The organism is Pelagibacterium flavum (assembly GCF_025854335.1).
Classification (GTDB): Bacteria; Pseudomonadota; Alphaproteobacteria; order Rhizobiales; family Devosiaceae; genus Pelagibacterium; species Pelagibacterium flavum.
Genome location: NZ_CP107716.1, coordinates 2,555,213 through 2,572,478 on the forward strand (window position 1 = coordinate 2,555,213; position 17,266 = coordinate 2,572,478).

Genomic DNA, 17,266 nt, shown 5'->3' on the forward strand with positions numbered 1-17,266 from the left:
AGCTCCTCTATGTGGAGCCCTCCCAATAATCAGCGGTTTGTTAGACCGTCCCCCGTCGCATGTTAGACCGTTGTTAGACGGGTTCCTCGACCGGGGCTTCGGCTACGTCTTCGGCTGGCTGTGCTTCAACGAGAAGGCGCCAGTATCCCCGTTTCGCGCCCGCGCCGATGTAGACGTCGCGGATGCTGTCCCAGGTTTCTTTCCGGAAGGCCTGCTGCGGGCTGCGCGACCCAAGCCCGTCCATCAGCTGCTTGACCTGGACATCGGGGCTGCCAGCCTTCTCGGCGGCGACCAGACGTTCGAAGATCGTGATCTGATCCGCACCCGTCAGCGCAAGCGATGTCTTGCCGGGAATGTGCAACGTTGCCGATTGGGTGCCCGATCGCAGGACCTGCGGTGTCGCACCGCCCCGCGCCAGCGAACGATTGGTTCGGTAGGCGAGCTCAAGCGCATCTCGGGAGAGAAGAAGATCATCGGTTCTCGCTGCCAAGCAGCCGGAAACCGGGACGACGAGGTTCGGCCCCAGGTATCCGGGACCTTCAGTGCTGGCCGACAGCACGATTCCGATGCCGGCCGCGTTGCGCGCGCGCATCAGCTGATCTAGGCGCGAAATCGTCTTGAGGTCGTGGAGGCGGCGGGCAAAGTAGATCGGAACATCGGCACCGTCGATCCGCATGGACCCGAGCATCGACAAGTCCGGTTCGAGCACCTGCGCCGCAAGTTTGTTCAGCATCGGCTTCAAAAGCCCGACCACGGTTTCGTGCAGCCACTCGCGGTTGATCTCGTACATCTCGAGATCTGATGTCGGGCTCAGGCCCCCATCTTTTCCGAAAGCCCCGACAACGCGCGACATGCCTTCGATGCCGGACGGCTTGACCTCGGCTTCCCCGCCCAAGTCGTCATCGTCGATGAGCACGATGTCCTGACGCCCCCGGCGGTCGAGAAGGCCGCCCTGAATCATGCGGTCCGGATCGAGACCGAGCTCGCGCAGATACTCGCCGCTGACATCGTCCTCGGTCCGGTCGTGAAGCATGACAAGTTGCGGGAATATCCCGCGCAGGTCAGTGGGCTCGATCTGCTTGAAGGCGCTGAGAATGCCCCAGGCGTCGAGAAGCGCGAACCCAAGATTGCGTTCATCGGGATCCTTGTTGCTCTGAAGGTTGCAGCTCTTTGAGCCGGAAATGGTGATGTTGAGCGTGCGTACCTTTTCGTCACCTATGCGGTTGTAGGTGACGGCAATCCCCACGCGGCTGAAGCCATCGGCGCGGCGGAAGATGTTGTTGGGCTTCAGATAGCGGTCGGCGACCTCCTCGATGTCGTCGTCGGCCGCCACCTTCAGAAGAAGCTTCCGGCTCCATGAGCCAAGGCGGATTTCGGCCTCAAGGACGCGCGCATCCGTGATCTCGTAGCCAGAAACACGCGGCAGATCGAGCCGCAGTGAACTGCGGAAACGCGAAAGGTTGTAGCGCTTCCAGGTCAGCGGTTTCTGCGAAACGTCGTGCCCCAGCGCCTCCTCAGCGAATGACCCGGCAACGCCCTGTCGCACCACCGGACTGTCAGCGCAGACCTCGATCTGTCGGATGGCGGGCGTGTAGATGAGAGTGGCCTCGTTCGGCGGGCGATAATAGATCGTGCCCCGGCGCCCATCGTCACGATGGTCATGGACGCTCGACAGTGGCCCGCCATGGCGAACGATCAGCATGATCGAGGCTGGGTGCGCGGCAGTGGCGGGAAGATCCAGGGCCTTCACCGTGCAGGCGGTCTTGAGTTGCAGAACCGACGTGATCTTCGCGGCCAGAGCCTTCTCGTCGATCGACCCCGAATTGAGGTTGACCGCCTTTTCGAGTTCCACCTCGAAGGCATCGTAAAGCTTGCCATAGTCCCTGAATTTGCGGGCGAAGTGGAAACTCTCGGCGTCCTCGAATGTCTGGCGAGCATTCAGAAATGCCCAGTTGCTCTTGCAGAGCGGATCGGGTTGCCGATCAAACTCGAGCGTATGCTCATCGTCGAGTTGTTGTTCGGTGATTGCCGCGAGCGAATCGATACCCTTGCCTTCGGCCAGTGCCAGGACACGGCGTGATCTCTGCTCGGCGGGCCGCAACTCGTCTGCATCGAATTTCGACAGGATCTGCAACAGGCTCTGCCGAAACCCGTGAGCCAATTCCTCGTCCGAGGGATCTGGAACTTCTGTGGGCAGGCCGAAATCAGGCTCATTGTCGCCCTCTCGGACCGCGAGGACAGCCCGGACGAGGTCAATGCGGGCATCCTCGATCAGGCTATGGATGTGCGGGCCAACCGGGGATGCCTTTCGCGCCATGAAACCACCTCAACGAATACATTCTCTTGATTGATTCAACTTCCGATAATCGTGGACAAAACTGCGACCTGCAATACCCGATGTTCTTAACCTGTTCGCATCCAGGAATGTCTTGACGGCGTGATGTCCCGTCTCGATCAGCCGGATGGCTTTTGATCGGTAGCAACTCTACCGAACACGGCCGATCCCCGCATGAAACGCCCCAATCCACTGCCACCCGATCAGATGACGCCCGCCGAACGCCGCGCCGAGTTGTGCGGGCTGCTCGCCCTCGGTCTGGTCCGCCTGATGCAGCGCGATCGGGACGAACCTTCTGACGATACTGGAGAAATTCTCCTACACTATCCGGCCGACCGATGCCGTCATGCAACCCCGAACTCAACGGAGAAAACATGACGACTCACGACCCCATCCCCGCGCGCCTTGCCGCGTTGAAGACCACCCCGACGCCTGACCTGAAGAAGCAGTGGCGCGAGTTGTTCGACAGCGAGCCGCCGCCGTTCAACCGACGCTACCTCGAATCCCGCCTGGCCTACCGCATCCAGGAACTCGCCTATGGCGGGCTGAAGCCGGAGACCATCCGGCGTTTGGAGCGGCTGGGCGAGGAACTTGACGGTGGCGACAAGAAGAAGCGCGGACTGCGCCTCGACCGCGACCGCCCCATCACCGGCACGCGCCTCCTGCGTGAATGGCAGGGCGTCGAGTATGTCGTCACGGTCACCGCCGGTGGCTTCGAATGGCAGGGTCGGCCCTACAAGTCGCTGTCGGCCATCGCGCGCGCCATCACCGGCACCCGATGGAATGGCTGGGTCTTTTTCGGCATCAAGAACCACAGGGGGCGGACATGACGAAGCCCGTGGTCCGAAAGCTGCGCTGCGCGGTCTACACCCGAAAGTCCTCCGAGGAAGGGCTGGAGCAGGAATTCAACTCGCTCCACGCTCAGCGGGAGGCTTGCGAGGCGTACATCGCCAGCCAGCGGTCCGAGGGCTGGGTGCTGGTTCGCGATCAGTACGACGACGGCGGAATCTCCGGTGGCACGCTGGAACGGCCCGGCCTGAAGCGGCTGATGGCCGACATCGAGGATGGGCTCGTCGACGTGGTCGTGGTCTACAAGATCGACCGCCTCAGCCGGTCACTCGCCGATTTCGCCAAGCTGGTCGAGGTGTTCGACCGGAACGGCGTGACCTTCGTCTCGGTCACGCAGAGCTTCAATACGACCACGTCGATGGGGCGGCTGACGCTGAATATCCTCCTGTCCTTCGCCCAGTTCGAACGCGAGGTCACAGCTGAGCGCATCCGCGACAAGGTCGCCGCCAGCCGCAAGAAGGGCATGTGGATGGGCGGTGTGGCGCCCTTCGGCTACCGGGTCGAAAACCGTAAGTTGCTGGTCGACGAGGACACCGCCGCGCATGTGCGCTGGATCTTCGCCAGATTCATCGAGATCGGATCCTGCACGGAACTGGCGCGGGAGATCGGCACATGCGGCATCCGCACGCCACGCGGCAACCGGATCGACAAGAAGTATCTCTACCGGATGCTCTCAAACCGTACGTACATCGGCGAGGCGGTCCACAGGGGCGACAGCTACCCCGGCGAGCACGATGCGATCATCGACGGTGAGACATGGGAACGGGTCCATTTAATCTTGCAAGAGAGTCCGCGCAAACGGGCGGCTCGGACCCGTGCCGAGACGCCCGCGCTGCTGAAGGGGCTGCTGTTCGGTCCCGATGGAGCCGCGTTCTCGCCGACACACACCCGCAAGGGCGGCAAACTCTACCGCTACTACGTCAGCCAGACGGTACTCAAGCACGGCGCGGGGGCGTGTCCCATCGGTCGCGTACCCGCAGGCGATATCGAGGCCGCAGCCATCGGCCAACTCCGCGCCGTGTTCCGCCAACCCGAGATCGTGGCTGGGACGTGGAAGGCGGCGCGAGCACACGACGAAGACATCACCGAATCTGACGCCCGCGCGGCCCTGCAGCAGCTCGACCCACTTTGGGATGAACTATTCCCCGCCGAACAGGCGCGCATCGTGGCGCTGCTGGTTGAACGGGTGGAGATAGGCACGGACGGGCTGAGCGTCCGGCTCCGCGTCGATGGGCTCGGCAGCCTGGCCCGCGAGATGCTGGCCGCCGGCATCGAGGCCGCATGACCCGCAGCACGCCGATCCCGGAGACTGTGACGCTCCATGTCCCGTTCCGCATCGTGAAACGCGGCGGGAAGAAAGAGATGCAGATGCCCGAATGCGCCACGCACTCGCAGCGGACTGACAACACGCTGGTCAAGGCGCTGGCCCGTGCGTTCCGATGGAAGCGGATGCTCGAGTCGGGCGAATACGCCACCATCGCGGAATTGGCCGAGCGCGAGGCGATTGCCTTCACCTACATGGCCCGTGTCTTGCGCCTTACGCTGCTTGCGCCCGACATCGTCGAAGCTATCCTCGAAGGGAAACAGAGCTCGGACGTCACGTTGAAGTGGTTCATGGAGCCATTTCCGTTGGAGTGGCGATCACAGATGGCGCTGCTTTCCTGAGTGCCCGCCAAATGAAATTCCCCTCGATACGGGGATTGCGGCAGCTTGGGTTTCAGATGACCCTGAGACAAATTGGGGATATTGGGGCGTATCATGTCGGGCATTTTCAGATGGTTATTTGGCGGATCTTCTGCCCGCGAGTCCAAGGCACTGGATTCTGCGCGAGATGAGCCTTGCAGTAGGGCCGCTGCCGAGCCGCAGCCTGAGATCCTCCGGATGGCGGACCCTTCTCTGCCCGGGCAGCTCTATTTCGCGCAACTCGAACGTTTCACCTCCTCGGTTTCCGCAAAGGACTATGTGACCGCGGCCGCAGCCGCGCGTGCAAGTCTACCGCTGCTGCGCGACTGGCTGAAAGATCCTCAAGGCGACGGGAAGCGGCTCGACATTCGGATTCCGGCCCTGTCGCAAGGCGGAACGACGATGGCCATCGTCGGAGATCGGGACGGACTCTGCGAGTTGCGGGACCTGGTGCAGAGTTTCGACCATCTGCAAGCTTACCGAACCGAGGCGGAGGAACACTTCGTCGACCTCGACCTTTTCGACCGGCTCCGGGAAGCGATCCGCGCAAGTCCGGGCATCCTGCAAAGCCGGATCAAAACCGTGCTGGGCGTCGATGACGGGCGCCGCGCCAGTCGGCTCATCTCCTACCTCGAGAAGTCGGGAGAAGTCCGTCGCGCGAAGAGCGGAAAGACCTATGAGCTCTACCTCGCCGATGCCGAGATGCCCAAGGCCTCTGCCGCGACGATCTACAATGAACCAGCAAGGCCGGGATCGCACCGACGCGACCGAAGCGCCGGGCGTCCGCACGAACTCGACCCAAAGCGTGTGAACATCGTGCCGCTTCCGCCTTCGCCGAATGCGTGGGAGCGACCCGTCGAGCTGCCTGCCACCGAGGAAGCTTTTGCAGACCCTCAGGGGGGCTGGAGCGAAATTGTCGTCAAGACAATTGAAAAATCGGATCGACCGGATCCGGCCTTTCGCAAGCACTACAGCACGCGTGGCGGCGCACTGTCGTTCGACGATCTTGCGAAGTCAGAAGCCAGCCTGGGCGCTCCTGGAGCGGTGATGTTCAGCGACGCGAGCGGACGACCTGGGACACCGGTGCCCCTACACCGCGATGCCTACCACATTTCCGTTCATCCAGAGGGCGAGGGCTTCGCGCTGCGCTCGAAGAGCGGTGTGATGACCGTCTATCGTGGCGACCTCGCCATCGATTTCGAGACAGATCTAGAGGCCGCCCCAGAAGTCGCCGCCAACCGCGAACGCCTCGGCTTAGCAGAAAGCGAGGCACATCGCGCCCTGCGCTGTATAGCACTGACACCGGATCGAAACCGCTACCTCTTCACTCACGTCGACGAAGCGTGGTGCTTTAACCGGGAAGGAGAGCGCCTATGGGGGCTCAGGATGCCGGCGAAAGAGCCGACCCGCATCAGGGTGGGCGGCTCCAGCTTCGGGACCGCGGCGGAAATCGATCAAGCCCTACAGGTCATGGGTCTTCAGATGCCGGTCACGCCCGACGAGATCCGGAAGCGGTACCGGCAGCTCGTGCGTGAACTGCACCCTGACGTGAGTCCCGGAAACGAAGAGAGGATGAAGGCCGTGAATGTCGCATCTGAGCGGCTAACCGGCCTCGATCCTGAGCAGCTGGACGGAAGTGGAGGAGGTGAAGCCGGTTTTGAAATCGTGATCAGCTTTGGCCCCGCGGCCGAGGCTGACTGGATCTATGCCGCAGCCTTCTCCGGGACGGGAGAAACCGCTCTGCTCGGCACCTATGCCGGGCGGGTGGTGCGGGTGGACCGCAGCGGCTCGCCGACCACGATCTACGACGTGGGCTCCGTGCCTGTCCGCATCGTTGAGACCGAATCCTTCCTCTATGTGATGACCACGACGCGTCTCTATGTGCTCGACGGCGACCGCCTGATCGCGTTGCATGATTGTTCGCCAAAATGCGATCTGCTCGTCAGCGGAGGCATGGTCCTCCTGGTCGAAGGCAAGGGCGTTCGCGTCTTCACGGAAGATGGCCGGCCGCTGGGGATCGCCCTGACCAAGGCGCCCATCCGGCGGGCGTATGTCGACAATGGCGACGTCGTCGTGGAAACGCGGACGCAACGGGGGAGCTTCCGTGGGATCCGCGCGGTTCCGAAGAGACCCGGCGATCCGTTCCAGGCAATTCCCATGCGTCCATCGTGATGGCTGACCACGTAACTGCGGACCGCCGCTCGTACATAATGTCGATGGTCCGCCAGAAGGACACAAAGCCTGAACTCGCCCTGCGCCGCGCCCTTCACCGGCTCGGGTATCGCTTCAGGCTCCATCGTCGCGATCTTCCGGGCAGCCCCGACATCGTGTTCCCGTCGCGGAAGAAGGTCGTGTTCGTGCATGGCTGCTTCTGGCATGGCCATGGCTGCAAGTGGGGCCAACTGCCGAAGTCTAGGCCGGAGTACTGGAAGCCGAAGATTGAAACAAACAGAGAACGTGATAAGAGAGCCTTAACTGAGTTGCGGGAAGCTGGATGGGAGCCGCTCGTTGTCTGGCAGTGCGAACTGAGGGACCTCGAAGGAGCCGTCGGCCGTGTGGAAGCCTTCCTGAGAAGCTAGGTTTCGCTGGTCAAGCGAGCGGCACACCGATATGTTGGGCGAAAACGTTGGAGGCGGCGGCATGGCAAGACCTATTGGAATCGATTTGTTCGCAGGCGCGGGCGGTATGAGCCTTGGCTTCGAGCAGGCCGGTTTCGATGTCGTTGCAGCTGTCGAGATCGATCCCGTTCATGCTGCGGTCCACAAGTTCAATTTCCCGGACTGCGCGGTCATCCCTCGATCGGTGACGGACGTGTCCGGCGAGGATATCCGCGCCGAGGCCGGGATTGGCGATCGGACGGTCGATGTCGTGTTCGGCGGAGCTCCATGTCAGGGGTTCTCATTGATCGGGCAGCGCGCTCTCGACGACCCGCGAAACGCGCTGGTGAAGGATTTCGTACGTTTGGTTCGCGAACTGGATTCGAACTACTTCGTTTTCGAGAACGTGAAGGGGCTAACTGTAGGCAAGCACCGTAAGTTTCTTTTCGAACTGATCGAGGAATTCGAAGAAATCGGCTACTCTGTTCAACGCGACTGGCGGGTTCTGAACGCGGCTGACTATGGCGTGCCGCAGGATCGTCAGCGCTTGATCTTGATGGGAGCAAAGAAGGGCCGCTCTCTTCCGGACTACCCCAAGGCAATCGCAGAACGCCCGACCTGTCAGGACGCTCTTGCCGATCTTCCAAACGCAGAGGAGTTCGAGCGCCTTCGAAATTCCGACTCCATCAAGACAGCGGCCTTCGGAAAGCCCAGCACCTACGCCGAGCCGCTGCGGGGCCTTGGCAACGACGCATGGGCGTATGGTCACCCTCGGAATTGGGATCCGAAGAAACTGACCTCCAGCGCTCGTACTGAACACACCGAGATTTCCCGTCGGCGCTTTCGCGAAACGGAACAGGGTCGCGTGGAACCGATCTCGCGTTTGTTCAAGCTGCCGGCCGACGGCGTTTCGAATACGCTGAGAGCGGGGACGGATTCTGCTCGTGGCGCGTTCACTAGCCCGAGACCGATTCACTACGCGTTCGACCGGTGCGTAACTGTGCGCGAAATGGCGCGCCTCCACGGCTTTCCAGACTGGTTTCGCTTCAACGTTACCAAATGGCATGGTGCTCGCCAGATCGGAAACTCAGTGCCGCCCCCGCTGGCGCGTGCGGTAGCCAGCGTCGTTATCGCTGCGCTGGGGGGCCGCCCCACGCGACCGACCGAGGCTGTGGATCTCGGCGACGAAAAGCTCCTGAGTATGGGGAACACCGAGGCCGCTGCGTATTTCGATATCCAGAACCCTATCGGACGCCGCGACAAGAAGAGCGGTGCGCGAAAGCGGAAACAGGAAGAGATCGAGGCTTCATATGCCCTTCACAGGGGGGCGCAACTCGTAGATGGCGTCGCTGGCTAGGGTCAATTCCTCCAGCGCCGACACTTCCGACCGCTTCACGGCAGTGAACTCGGTCAGGTAGAACCCGACGCCTTTGATCGTCCGCAAACCGATGGGAACGACCGTGTCCACCTCCGCTTCCGCGAAGGCGGCACGGACTTGGTTGATAATCTGACTCTGAATAAGCGGGTCCTTGGCCTGCTTCGCTTCGCAGGTGACCAGAACGGATTCCGGGCGTTGCGGATCGCCGGTCTTGCCAAGAAAGAGGGCGTCGATTTCAGTCGAGCGCAGCTTGATCCCCATTTGAAGATGGGCAAGTTCGAGCAATGGAAACGCGGCTGCCACCGCGAAATGGGTCTCCACAACACGCAGATTGATCGCAGTTTGAACCAACCAGGTTTCGTCGGAACGCCCCAGCGACTTGGTAACGAGCGGAATACTAATCGACTGGACTGGATACCGCGGCGCATCTTCGCGAACTCCGAACGCATCGGGGAACGGCTCGGTCTGTCCTGGTCGGTAGGGTATGAACTCGAAGCACTCTCCGTCGCCGGTCCGCTGGACCGCGGCGAAGCGTTTGGCCGCGACCGAGGTCGGCCAGTTGCTGGAGGCATTTGCGCCGCGCAGCAGATCTTTCATGAAATTCGCAGGATTTCGGTCGCTGAGCGTCGAGCCGTAAAGATCGTTGCACTCGCGAATGGCCTGCGCGACGTCGTCCAAGCTCATAAGGCTCTTGTCCAGAGCGCCCGTCGAAGCGTTCCAGTACTTGTCAAACAGGTGCTCCACGACCTTTGTTTTCTGCGAGCGTGCCAATCGACCTCTTCCCACTTGGAACTCAAGCACTTATCGCCCAAGCGTAAGCATCCAATCAATCCCAATCCGTCGAAGAAAACTGCGAAGCACTTCGATTCCCTGCTAGATCTTCCACTGAAGTCTTCGATCCGAGCTGCTTGTCCAACCGCTACTGCTCGAACGAGGCAAAATTCGGCAGGTATCGGTAGAGCTTCGCGTAGTGTTTTCCGTCCGCCTCTGGGATTGGGCCCAAGTCCAGTTGCCCAGAATCGTTACAGGGAAGGCTGCGGTCCAGGTGGCGCATTTCTCGGGGCGTGAGCATCGGAACCTTAACCCGCAAGGCTTCGTCACCATCGCGAAAGAAAGGTAGGGTACGAAAGCCAGCAGCCTCGAAATGACCGTTTTGGCCATGGTCGACAAACACCCCGACAATAGTCGTCATCTTTGCGCCATCGGCGTATTCGAAAGCGCTGATCTGATTAAAGCGCAGGACTTGCCCGGGATTGCGCCCTGCGTTAACGGAATGAAGCCCTGCGTCGATCTCGTCGCGAATTATCCGTCGAGATGTTTTGGAAAGCGACCATCCGCGCAGACCCGCTGGTTCAAGGTCTTGTGGTGTGCGAGCATCGCCGAAACAATCGCGAAATCCCTGAGCGGATGTAATCTCCAGCGGTTCCTCCAAATGAGGTCGCTTGTCCACAAGGCCTTCAGCCTGCACAGAGACGGCCAGAACCGTCCCGCTGGTTGCACGCGTCGCAACTGTTCTGACGTCGTCCAGAATCCCTGGGTTGAGCGGGTCATCGTAGTCGAGCCACACTATGGAACGATGCGCCCAATCCAGTCCTGGCAAGACATCTGCCGCAGACCCCATCATGAGTCGAATGCCTTTATACGGCTTGTTGAATTCAAATCGGGCCTTATGTGCCTGCTCTTTTTCGATGGAAATGACATCTTCGACGCCAAGGGCTTTGTGGAATAGAATGCAATCCGAAAACCAAATTGAGCCAAAACCGATGTAGCGATAGCTTTCAAGTGAAGCGAAGACTTTTAATCTTGAGAATATTTCGCTGAGCATTTTTCTCTCGGCGAATTTCGCTGGCCGTAGCGAATAGTCAATAATCCGATAGCTGGCAGTCATTGATCTTCACCACCCTGCTCTTCGAAAATGATATCGAAAGTCTTTTCTCCAACCGCTTTCGCCGAAGTGACGCCCAACGCGGTCATAAGGCTCTGAATCTTTGTCTCCTCTCTCGAGTACTGTATTTTGATCGTCTTGGGCCCAGGCACTTGGGGAGTTCGGTTCCAAGAGAACGACGCCGGGCCCCGAAACTTCTCGACTTCCTTCGCTAACGTCTCCTTGTTGAGCGCGACCAACAAGGGCGACGCTTTCGCGCCATATTCCTCAATGCTGTTGTCAAGAGCGTTCAAGAAATTGATGACCGTTCGAGTGTGATCCAGCATCTTGGGGAAGGTCAGTTGCCAAACCGTAGTGGACGCATCGAGACCGGTTTTGGTCGTGTTCCATGGGAGCTTTTTTGAATCGCGGCAACTGAAGAATACAGCACCACGAAATCGGGCGTATTGGTTGTGGTATTTGGGTATTCCGTCCTTCTGTTCGGCAACGGAGTTCCATCCGGTTGACTCGGATCTATCCGCTGAAAGGATCACCCGGCCATTGCAGATTACATACCAGCCAGCGGCTGTAGGAGAGGACTCCGAGATACCTGCGACGATACGGACGTTCACGGGTGCATCGGTGTCATCATCGACGGCAAACTCCTCGATTGCTGGATTAAACTGACCGCCTGACCGAATGCGAAGGTCCGTGTTAGTCAAGTGCAAACCGCCGAAATCTATTGCCAGGCCAAAAGCCAGAAACTGTCGCTGGTGTGAGCGGATCATCTCGGAGAGCTGGCGCTTGAAGTGCTCAGATGCAAACTGACGCGAGACCTCCGGCCGCAGGCGCTTAACTATGATTCTTGTCCCTACTTCGGCGTCTGCAAATTGACCCTCCTCAACATTCGCGAAGTCAAAATACCAGTTTCCCTCGTCCCGTTCCCAGGTGTCTACATCGACATGCATCGACCATCTTTGTTTGGTGGTGGTGGAATGCACTTCGAAATAGCGTCCGAATTTGAACAGGGCGCGCTTCATTCCAACGCCGAATTGGCCTATCGAATAGTCGGTGGACGCTGCTTTTTCGGGCCTGCCGAACCGGAAGGCATAATTCCGAGCGGTTTCCACATCGAAGCCGCCACAATTGTCTGCAATCTCAAACCCGTCCCCGTCCAAGTGGACCGAAACGTTAAGCCCGTGAAAATCGGGCTCTTCTCCGGGGCGCATGCGTTTCGCGCCATCAATACAATTGTCGACCAAGTCAAGTACGGCACGCTCCAAGGGGATATCCCGAACCAGCATGTCGACAAAGAATGCCTTTGTCGGCATCGCATCAATGTGCAGTTCTTCGTTCGGCATAGGAATACGGCTCATGTTCTGGTTGATCGCTTCACTTCGGTTTTCACCGTGATGCTGTTCTATTCCTGCGTCAAGGAGCGTGGGCCCCGCTTGCTTCCTGAGGCCTTAGCAATATCCATTGAGCGAGGAGACCCTTGCGATCCGCAAGTCCCGACCAGTAGTTCGCCCCCGGTTCCTTCCCGTCGAACGCCTCTGGAATCGAAGTGTTCAGGTGTTGGGAGGAACTGTCCCTATGCTTTCAACTGGTTACGGGCTCTACACCGAATGCGCGCAGTCGAGAGGTCCGGAGAATATCGGGCTCAAGAGAATGTGTCCGGCTGCTGTGCTGAGGACGCCAGTGCTCAGCCTCACCCGCATAACCCTAGAAAACAACGGAAAAACCCGGCCGCAGCCGGATCGAGAGAAAGCTTTCGCGAGGGCAAGTGGCGGAGAGGAAGGGATTCGAACCCTCGAGACAGTTACCCGCCTACGCCCTTAGCAGGGGCGCGCCTTCGACCACTCGGCCACCTCTCCGAGGCGGGTGGTAGCCCGGAACAACCCCATAGGGCAAGGGCTTTTCTGGCATGTATGGCGAAAAATGCGAAATGACTATCGTGCAGATGCTTGCAGAACGATGCAGAAACAGAATCGGAACGTGTACTAGGGTTCGTACAAATCCCGTACAGAATGTTGTCCATTCGTTCTCAAACCCGATTCCCCTCCCGCCTGTATGGTGGTATGGTGGGGGTAGAGGCGGCAGTATTCCTAGGGTGCTGGCCCGGTCTGCCTCGGAGATTGGGGTGGTAGCTCAAACGGATAGAGTTGCACTCGTGGTGTAGGTTGCCGGTTCGAGCCCGGCCCGCCCCAATGTTCTCACCAACCAAGGCGGTTCAGTATGAACGACGACGATTTCGCTCAAGAAGTCCAAGATGCCAAGGAAGCACTGGCCGAAACAATCGGGATGCCTTTCGATGAGTTTATGGCGCTCGATCCTTCCGAGCAAACGGAACTATGCCTGCGTCAGGGCCTCGCGTTCGCCTGTAGCCCAAACGTTGCCCCGCTTGGGAAAGACGGCAAGCCAGTGACAAATTTTGAGGGCGGTGAAAAAAGCCCGCTGAACTAGCCCCCTCTATAAGCGAGGGGAAAGAACGAGGTGAGGATATGGGACATTCCGCCGAACGACGCGCGCATCTGGAGCGCATGAAAAAGAAGGCCCGGAAGATTTACCCGCACGACAAGCGGGCGTCATGGGCGAACCACTTGCAGGGCTGCTCGTGCTTCATGTGCTGCAACCCGCGCCACTCGTGGGCGAATTCTGGCAAATCGAAGCTGACGATGCAAGAGCGCCGCGCCCTCGACGCCCAACCCCTCTCTCTATGAGGTAGAAGATGGAAAGCCTAGTCTATGCCGCGATTGGAGTTCTGACAGGCGAAGCGTTTGCCCGAAGCCATGAGCCGGAATCGATGGAGCGCATCAACAGGGCGCGGTTTGACGAGTTTAACCGGCGCGTTCTGCACTCTCAAGGGTTGCAGCCGATTCCCCCTACCCCTTCGGCCCCTTCCAAACCTCAAGAACACGGACGATAGCGCCGAATATCCACCACGATATGGCAGAGGTCAGGACGATGGCGGCGAAATCGTTGTCCCAGTTGCGAGGCCATTGCAGCCATTCGGCAAGCTGCGGGTGAAAGATCATTCCCGAGGGGATCGATAGTCCAAGCCGCCGCAGCGCCCCGCTAATAGTCTTTGGAGGCTGGAAGGTTAGCGCCAATGCGGCACCAAGTACAGCCCCGCCGAATTTAACGGCGATCGTTGCGACGGCTTCTGGAATCATTCCGCTGGCGCCCAGAACGGAGGATGCGTTCTTTTCTGACGTACAAGACGCACAAGAGGGCGAAGAGGGCGCCAAGCACTATCACGAAGACCATCATGTCCGAGCCGCTGCATAAGTCCCGCCCCGCCGATTGTCAGGGCCACGAGGATGTTCAGGAGTTCGAGGGAGACGCCGTAAATGAGCGGGTCAACCACGGGGGCGAGTTGATGAACGCTGGCAAGGAAAATCAGGTGGATCAGCACAAAGGTCTGGTAGAAACGCCACACCAGCATTTCCCACATGTGCCGACCGAAAGCATAAATCAAAAGGCAGACCCCGCCATCAACGAGGGCAGAGACAAAGGCGGCATTGCCGAAGCCATGCCGAACATAGAGCGCTGTTGAAAGCGCCACAACGGCGGAAACGGCAAGCCAGGATAGAGCCCGCGTATCCCTGCCGACTGCGATAGCGGCAAGGCCGTAGGCGCCGAGAATAAGCATGTCGATATGGCTCATCGTCCGCTCCCGCTTCTCGGCTGCGGCAAGTCAATTCCTTCCTCTTGCGCCCGCATGGTCAAATGGCGATGGAACGAGAACACAGCGGCCTCGACACTGGCAACGTCGCCGGCCAGTTCTTTGGCCTGTGCGCCGAGGTGAGCCGATTCCAGATAGCCGATCTTCTGGCCCTCATGGACGGCTTGAAATACCTTGGGGAGGCGGGAGAGATTGGACTGGATTTTGCGCAGATCGCTCTCGACCTCTCCGAGGATCGTTGCGCCTTCATTGACTGCTTTTTCAACTGACATGGTTTGCGTCCCTGTTTGAGATTATGGTGCCCAGTCGCACAGACGTTCGCCTGTGAGATTGTGGGCAACGATTTGGCGTTTGGTGAAATCGTCAACCTGATCGGTGACGGCTGGGCGGATCGGGGATGCGACCTGACAGAAGTTACCGCTTGCCGTTGCGCACCCAGCGATTGAACTGGCTATCAAGATCATCATTGCCCATTTTGACAACATCATCGTCCACGTCCTTTCTGACCTTTGCGGCCTTGGCGTTCTGTTCTGCGGTCTTGGTGCGTTCGAGCTTCTTGCCGTCGCCCTGCCCCTTGAAATAGGCCACGACGATGCCGACGAGGATGCCGCCAGCGCCCAAGAGCCAGGGGCCGAACTGGCTGATGATGAACGACCACATTATTCCAGATCCGATGCGCGACGGCGGCGCAGGTATTCCGTGGCGATCCCGTTGATGACGAGAAAGGCCGGGAACCACTCGGCCGGCAGGATGGGGGCGATCACGGACGGGTCAACGTAAGTGACAAGCCCGGCGATAGCGCCAGCGGCCATTTGCAGACGAGCCCAGAACAGGGTTTCGCTGTGCTTGAAAAACTTCTTCAGACGTTCCCACATCTTACCAAATCCCTATGAATTTCGTGATTGCAGCCCCTATGGCCGCGATGATGAGCGCCACAACGCCAGCGATGCCCTTGGGCGGCTTTTCTTCGCTTATGGGGGGCGTTGGCGTAGGTTTTGGGTTAGCGGGCTGTGCGGGACGCGCTGTGGCCATGGCGAGGGATTTAGCGCGTACGTCATCAACCCGACGCGTCCAGCCTTTGCCAAATGTCGGCCAGTGCTTGAGGCGCTTGAGGAACGCCATGCGGTCATCACACAGACGATCGACCACGTTGGCCGCATTCGCAGCGCGAGCAGCGGCAAGCGTGACCGGCCCGATAGTGCCATCCTGTTTGACGCCAAGAACGGCTTGCAGGTATTTCACCGCACGGTCAGGACCAGAGTTGACGCCGAAATCAAAGACGGCATAATCAATCCCGGAAGGGAGATCATCGCCCTTCACGCGGTCCCAATAGTGCTTGCGGTAAACCTGCGCGACCTGCGCGTCAGTGATAGACTTGAGATCGGCAACCGTGCCACCTCGTTTCACGTACCGGCGAAAGTTGGCAAGAGTAATGCCCTTGTTCGTCGCCCCGCCAGGATCGGCAGGATGATTGACGAAGCCGCCCTCATGGACAAGCACACCCGCCAACGCGGACGCGAAGTTGGTTTTGGCCATTACCGGCCTCCTATGATGATATGGTTGTCAGGTAGCCGCCCGTACCGTTGGGGTGGGCTAGATTGGCTGGTAGGTTGCAAAGGCGCGCAATTCGCCGCTATATCTGAGGCATGGCAGCAAATGAAAAAGCGCGGGCCGGGAACTGGCTGCTCGGTATGCCCTCATTTTGGGGATTAATGGCGTGGACAGTAGCTTGCAGCGCGTACATCTTCACCGATATTGGCTGGAACCGACCGTCCGCGCATGGCCTCAGCGCCATGGTATGGATGACGTTTTGCTACCTCATCTCGCTAGCGGTATTTTCCCCTAGGTTCCGCGACCACTTCAATCAGCAGTATGAGCCTGCGGAAATAAAAGTTTCGACGCGTTGGGCGATTGCGCTTCATCTGCTCGGTATCGGCTTTTGCCTGCTTTACGTCCACGACATTGAACAGTCGGGTTATCTAGAGGGATCATTTTGGGCAGCGCTGGTAAACAGCCCAATGGATATCCGACAAACCCCCATGGCCGGGATGACGCGCGGCGTCCAATTGTCCTATATCGGTTGGCTTGCGGTCTTTCTAAGCGGACTCAGCTTGGCAGTCAGTCGCAAGAACGCAAAAACGCATATCCTGCTAACGCTCCTGCAACTCGCGGCGAACCTTATCTTCATGAGCAAGATGAGGCCCTTTGCAGTGATACTGCTGTTTGTTCTGCCCTATCTGATTTTTAATCGACATCGTTTCAGCCTGACCAAACTTATGGCCTTGGCAGCGGCATTAATGGCTGGGCTTGTAGGGTTCTTCATTTTCTGGAGCGAGGCAACCGGAAAGACCGCCGGAATAAATCAAGGCTACCCACCAGCCGTCGAAACATTCTTGCGTTATCTGACATCCGGCCCGGCTTACCTATCGCACATTCTGATAGTTGAGACGCCCGACTATTCTCTGGCAAGGACGTTGAGGCCAATTTACACGTTCATGGCCGTGATTTTCGGAACGGAAGCGCCGCCGAGCCGTATCCTTGAATTTTACAGCATCCGATTGACGACAAACGTAGGAACCGCCTTGGAGCCTTGGTATCGCGACATGGGGCTTATCGGCGTTCTTGTGGGGGCGCTTGTCCTTAGCTTTGGGCTTGATGCCATGGCGTATTGGGGTGTCAAATTCGGCAGGCTCTCGGGGCACCTTCTGGCGGTTATGATGTGCTACTGCTCAATCTTTGCCTTCTTTGTGCCCCGACTTACAACCGGCGCAGTAGTTGCGGTGCTAGGCATATTCCTTATTCACTGGGTAATAGGCGCAGCCTCCACTTCGGCCCAATTTCGAGCGGCGCTGCAACGGGGACGAAACTCTTAAAT

Annotated in this window: 19 protein-coding genes and 2 tRNA genes; 10 read left to right on the plus strand and 11 right to left on the minus strand. The window is 59.0% G+C overall.

Annotation, left to right across the window (positions count from 1 at the left end; translation table 11 throughout):
* Positions 1-73 precede the first annotated feature (73 nt).
* Complete coding sequence (locus tag OF122_RS12805) at positions 74-2,317, minus strand: hypothetical protein (protein WP_264224604.1); 2,244 nt, start codon at positions 2,315-2,317, stop codon at positions 74-76.
* Positions 2,318-2,509: 192 nt separating this feature from the next.
* Between OF122_RS12805 and OF122_RS12810 the strand changes: the two genes are divergently transcribed.
* From OF122_RS12810 to OF122_RS12840, 7 genes are all read left to right on the plus strand, one after another.
* A complete protein-coding gene (locus OF122_RS12810) occupies positions 2,510-2,713 on the plus strand; it encodes a hypothetical protein (RefSeq protein WP_264224605.1) in 204 nt (67 codons plus the stop codon).
* Entirely contained in the window at positions 2,710-3,165 is a 456-nt protein-coding gene (locus tag OF122_RS12815) for a DUF2924 domain-containing protein (protein ID WP_264224606.1), read from the plus strand. The genes OF122_RS12810 and OF122_RS12815 overlap by 4 nt, the downstream gene beginning before the upstream one ends.
* Complete coding sequence (locus OF122_RS12820; protein WP_264224607.1) at positions 3,162-4,469, plus strand: recombinase family protein; 1,308 nt, start codon at positions 3,162-3,164, stop codon at positions 4,467-4,469. Before OF122_RS12815 ends, OF122_RS12820 begins: the two co-directional genes overlap by 4 nt.
* Positions 4,466-4,849, plus strand: a complete 384-nt coding sequence (locus OF122_RS12825) for a hypothetical protein (protein ID WP_264224608.1) — start codon at positions 4,466-4,468, stop codon at positions 4,847-4,849. Before OF122_RS12820 ends, OF122_RS12825 begins: the two co-directional genes overlap by 4 nt.
* A 216-nt stretch (positions 4,850-5,065) precedes the next feature.
* Positions 5,066-7,039, plus strand: coding sequence for a DnaJ domain-containing protein (locus OF122_RS12830; protein ID WP_264224609.1), 1,974 nt, complete (start codon positions 5,066-5,068; stop codon positions 7,037-7,039).
* Positions 7,039-7,446: a very short patch repair endonuclease gene (locus OF122_RS12835; protein WP_107890678.1), complete on the plus strand. Its 408-nt coding sequence runs from the start codon at positions 7,039-7,041 to the stop codon at positions 7,444-7,446. The genes OF122_RS12830 and OF122_RS12835 overlap by 1 nt, the downstream gene beginning before the upstream one ends.
* 34 nt (positions 7,447-7,480) lie before the next feature.
* Positions 7,481-8,821, plus strand: a complete 1,341-nt coding sequence (locus OF122_RS12840; protein ID WP_264224610.1) for a DNA cytosine methyltransferase — start codon at positions 7,481-7,483, stop codon at positions 8,819-8,821.
* On the opposite strand, the gene OF122_RS12845 is transcribed toward OF122_RS12840, so the two are convergent.
* The 4 genes from OF122_RS12845 to OF122_RS12860 all read right to left on the minus strand — a co-directional run bounded on the left by OF122_RS12845 (position 8,771) and on the right by OF122_RS12860 (position 12,580).
* Positions 8,771-9,613: a hypothetical protein gene (locus tag OF122_RS12845; protein WP_264224611.1), complete on the minus strand. Its 843-nt coding sequence runs from the start codon at positions 9,611-9,613 to the stop codon at positions 8,771-8,773. The two genes, OF122_RS12840 and OF122_RS12845, sit on opposite strands and share 51 nt — an antisense overlap.
* Before the next feature lie 148 nt (positions 9,614-9,761).
* Complete coding sequence (locus tag OF122_RS12850; RefSeq protein WP_264224612.1) at positions 9,762-10,730, minus strand: O-methyltransferase; 969 nt, start codon at positions 10,728-10,730, stop codon at positions 9,762-9,764.
* Positions 10,727-12,067 (minus strand): ATP-binding protein, encoded by a 1,341-nt coding sequence (locus OF122_RS12855; protein WP_264224613.1) that lies wholly within the window; start codon positions 12,065-12,067, stop codon positions 10,727-10,729. The genes OF122_RS12850 and OF122_RS12855 overlap by 4 nt, the downstream gene beginning before the upstream one ends.
* 423 nt (positions 12,068-12,490) lie before the next feature.
* Positions 12,491-12,580 (minus strand) — tRNA-Ser (locus tag OF122_RS12860).
* A gap of 263 nt (positions 12,581-12,843) precedes the next feature.
* Here OF122_RS12860 and OF122_RS12865 point away from each other — a divergent pair.
* Together OF122_RS12865 and OF122_RS12870 are read left to right on the plus strand one after the other, a co-directional pair.
* Positions 12,844-12,913: transfer RNA gene (locus tag OF122_RS12865), tRNA-Thr, on the plus strand.
* Between the two features lie 28 nt (positions 12,914-12,941).
* Positions 12,942-13,169, plus strand: a complete 228-nt coding sequence (locus tag OF122_RS12870) for a hypothetical protein (RefSeq protein ID WP_264224614.1) — start codon at positions 12,942-12,944, stop codon at positions 13,167-13,169.
* Positions 13,170-13,588: 419 nt separating this feature from the next.
* Here OF122_RS12870 and OF122_RS12875 read toward each other — a convergent pair whose 3' ends face one another.
* The 6 genes from OF122_RS12875 to OF122_RS12900 all read right to left on the minus strand — a co-directional run bounded on the left by OF122_RS12875 (position 13,589) and on the right by OF122_RS12900 (position 15,927).
* Positions 13,589-13,879, minus strand: coding sequence for a hypothetical protein (locus tag OF122_RS12875; RefSeq protein ID WP_264224615.1), 291 nt, complete (start codon positions 13,877-13,879; stop codon positions 13,589-13,591).
* Positions 13,876-14,373, minus strand: coding sequence for a hypothetical protein (locus OF122_RS12880; protein ID WP_264224616.1), 498 nt, complete (start codon positions 14,371-14,373; stop codon positions 13,876-13,878). Before OF122_RS12880 ends, OF122_RS12875 begins: the two co-directional genes overlap by 4 nt.
* Positions 14,370-14,663, minus strand: coding sequence for a hypothetical protein (locus OF122_RS12885; protein WP_264224617.1), 294 nt, complete (start codon positions 14,661-14,663; stop codon positions 14,370-14,372). Before OF122_RS12885 ends, OF122_RS12880 begins: the two co-directional genes overlap by 4 nt.
* A 142-nt stretch (positions 14,664-14,805) precedes the next feature.
* On the minus strand, positions 14,806-15,051 hold the full coding sequence (locus tag OF122_RS12890) for a hypothetical protein (RefSeq protein ID WP_264224618.1): 246 nt from the start codon (positions 15,049-15,051) through the stop codon (positions 14,806-14,808).
* Positions 15,051-15,266, minus strand: a complete 216-nt coding sequence (locus OF122_RS12895; protein WP_264224619.1) for a hypothetical protein — start codon at positions 15,264-15,266, stop codon at positions 15,051-15,053. Before OF122_RS12895 ends, OF122_RS12890 begins: the two co-directional genes overlap by 1 nt.
* Position 15,267: 1 nt before the next feature.
* On the minus strand, positions 15,268-15,927 hold the full coding sequence (locus OF122_RS12900; RefSeq protein WP_264224620.1) for a glycoside hydrolase family 108 protein: 660 nt from the start codon (positions 15,925-15,927) through the stop codon (positions 15,268-15,270).
* Positions 15,928-16,037: 110 nt separating this feature from the next.
* Between OF122_RS12900 and OF122_RS12905 the strand changes: the two genes are divergently transcribed.
* Positions 16,038-17,264 carry an O-antigen polymerase gene (locus OF122_RS12905; protein ID WP_264224621.1) on the plus strand — a complete coding sequence of 409 codons (1,227 nt, stop codon included), beginning with the start codon at positions 16,038-16,040 and terminating at the stop codon, positions 17,262-17,264.
* Positions 17,265-17,266 lie beyond the last annotated feature (2 nt).

Coding starts and splice junctions, on each gene's coding strand:
- OF122_RS12830 (WP_264224609.1), top strand. CDS start 5,066: ATGGCGGACCCTTCTCTGCCCGGGCAGCTCTATTTCGCGCAACTCGAA.
- OF122_RS12895 (WP_264224619.1), bottom strand. CDS start 15,266: ATGTGGGAACGTCTGAAGAAGTTTTTCAAGCACAGCGAAACCCTGTTC.
- OF122_RS12815 (WP_264224606.1), top strand. CDS start 2,710: ATGACGACTCACGACCCCATCCCCGCGCGCCTTGCCGCGTTGAAGACC.
- OF122_RS12875 (WP_264224615.1), bottom strand. CDS start 13,879: ATGATTCCAGAAGCCGTCGCAACGATCGCCGTTAAATTCGGCGGGGCT.
- OF122_RS12855 (WP_264224613.1), bottom strand. CDS start 12,067: ATGCCGAACGAAGAACTGCACATTGATGCGATGCCGACAAAGGCATTC.
- OF122_RS12885 (WP_264224617.1), bottom strand. CDS start 14,663: ATGTCAGTTGAAAAAGCAGTCAATGAAGGCGCAACGATCCTCGGAGAG.
- OF122_RS12810 (WP_264224605.1), top strand. CDS start 2,510: ATGAAACGCCCCAATCCACTGCCACCCGATCAGATGACGCCCGCCGAA.
- OF122_RS12850 (WP_264224612.1), bottom strand. CDS start 10,730: ATGACTGCCAGCTATCGGATTATTGACTATTCGCTACGGCCAGCGAAA.
- OF122_RS12835 (WP_107890678.1), top strand. CDS start 7,039: ATGGCTGACCACGTAACTGCGGACCGCCGCTCGTACATAATGTCGATG.
- OF122_RS12805 (WP_264224604.1), bottom strand. CDS start 2,317: ATGGCGCGAAAGGCATCCCCGGTTGGCCCGCACATCCATAGCCTGATC.
- OF122_RS12870 (WP_264224614.1), top strand. CDS start 12,942: ATGAACGACGACGATTTCGCTCAAGAAGTCCAAGATGCCAAGGAAGCA.
- OF122_RS12900 (WP_264224620.1), bottom strand. CDS start 15,927: ATGGCCAAAACCAACTTCGCGTCCGCGTTGGCGGGTGTGCTTGTCCAT.
- OF122_RS12820 (WP_264224607.1), top strand. CDS start 3,162: ATGACGAAGCCCGTGGTCCGAAAGCTGCGCTGCGCGGTCTACACCCGA.
- OF122_RS12825 (WP_264224608.1), top strand. CDS start 4,466: ATGACCCGCAGCACGCCGATCCCGGAGACTGTGACGCTCCATGTCCCG.
- OF122_RS12890 (WP_264224618.1), bottom strand. CDS start 15,051: ATGTGGTCGTTCATCATCAGCCAGTTCGGCCCCTGGCTCTTGGGCGCT.
- OF122_RS12905 (WP_264224621.1), top strand. CDS start 16,038: ATGGCAGCAAATGAAAAAGCGCGGGCCGGGAACTGGCTGCTCGGTATG.
- OF122_RS12880 (WP_264224616.1), bottom strand. CDS start 14,373: ATGAGCCATATCGACATGCTTATTCTCGGCGCCTACGGCCTTGCCGCT.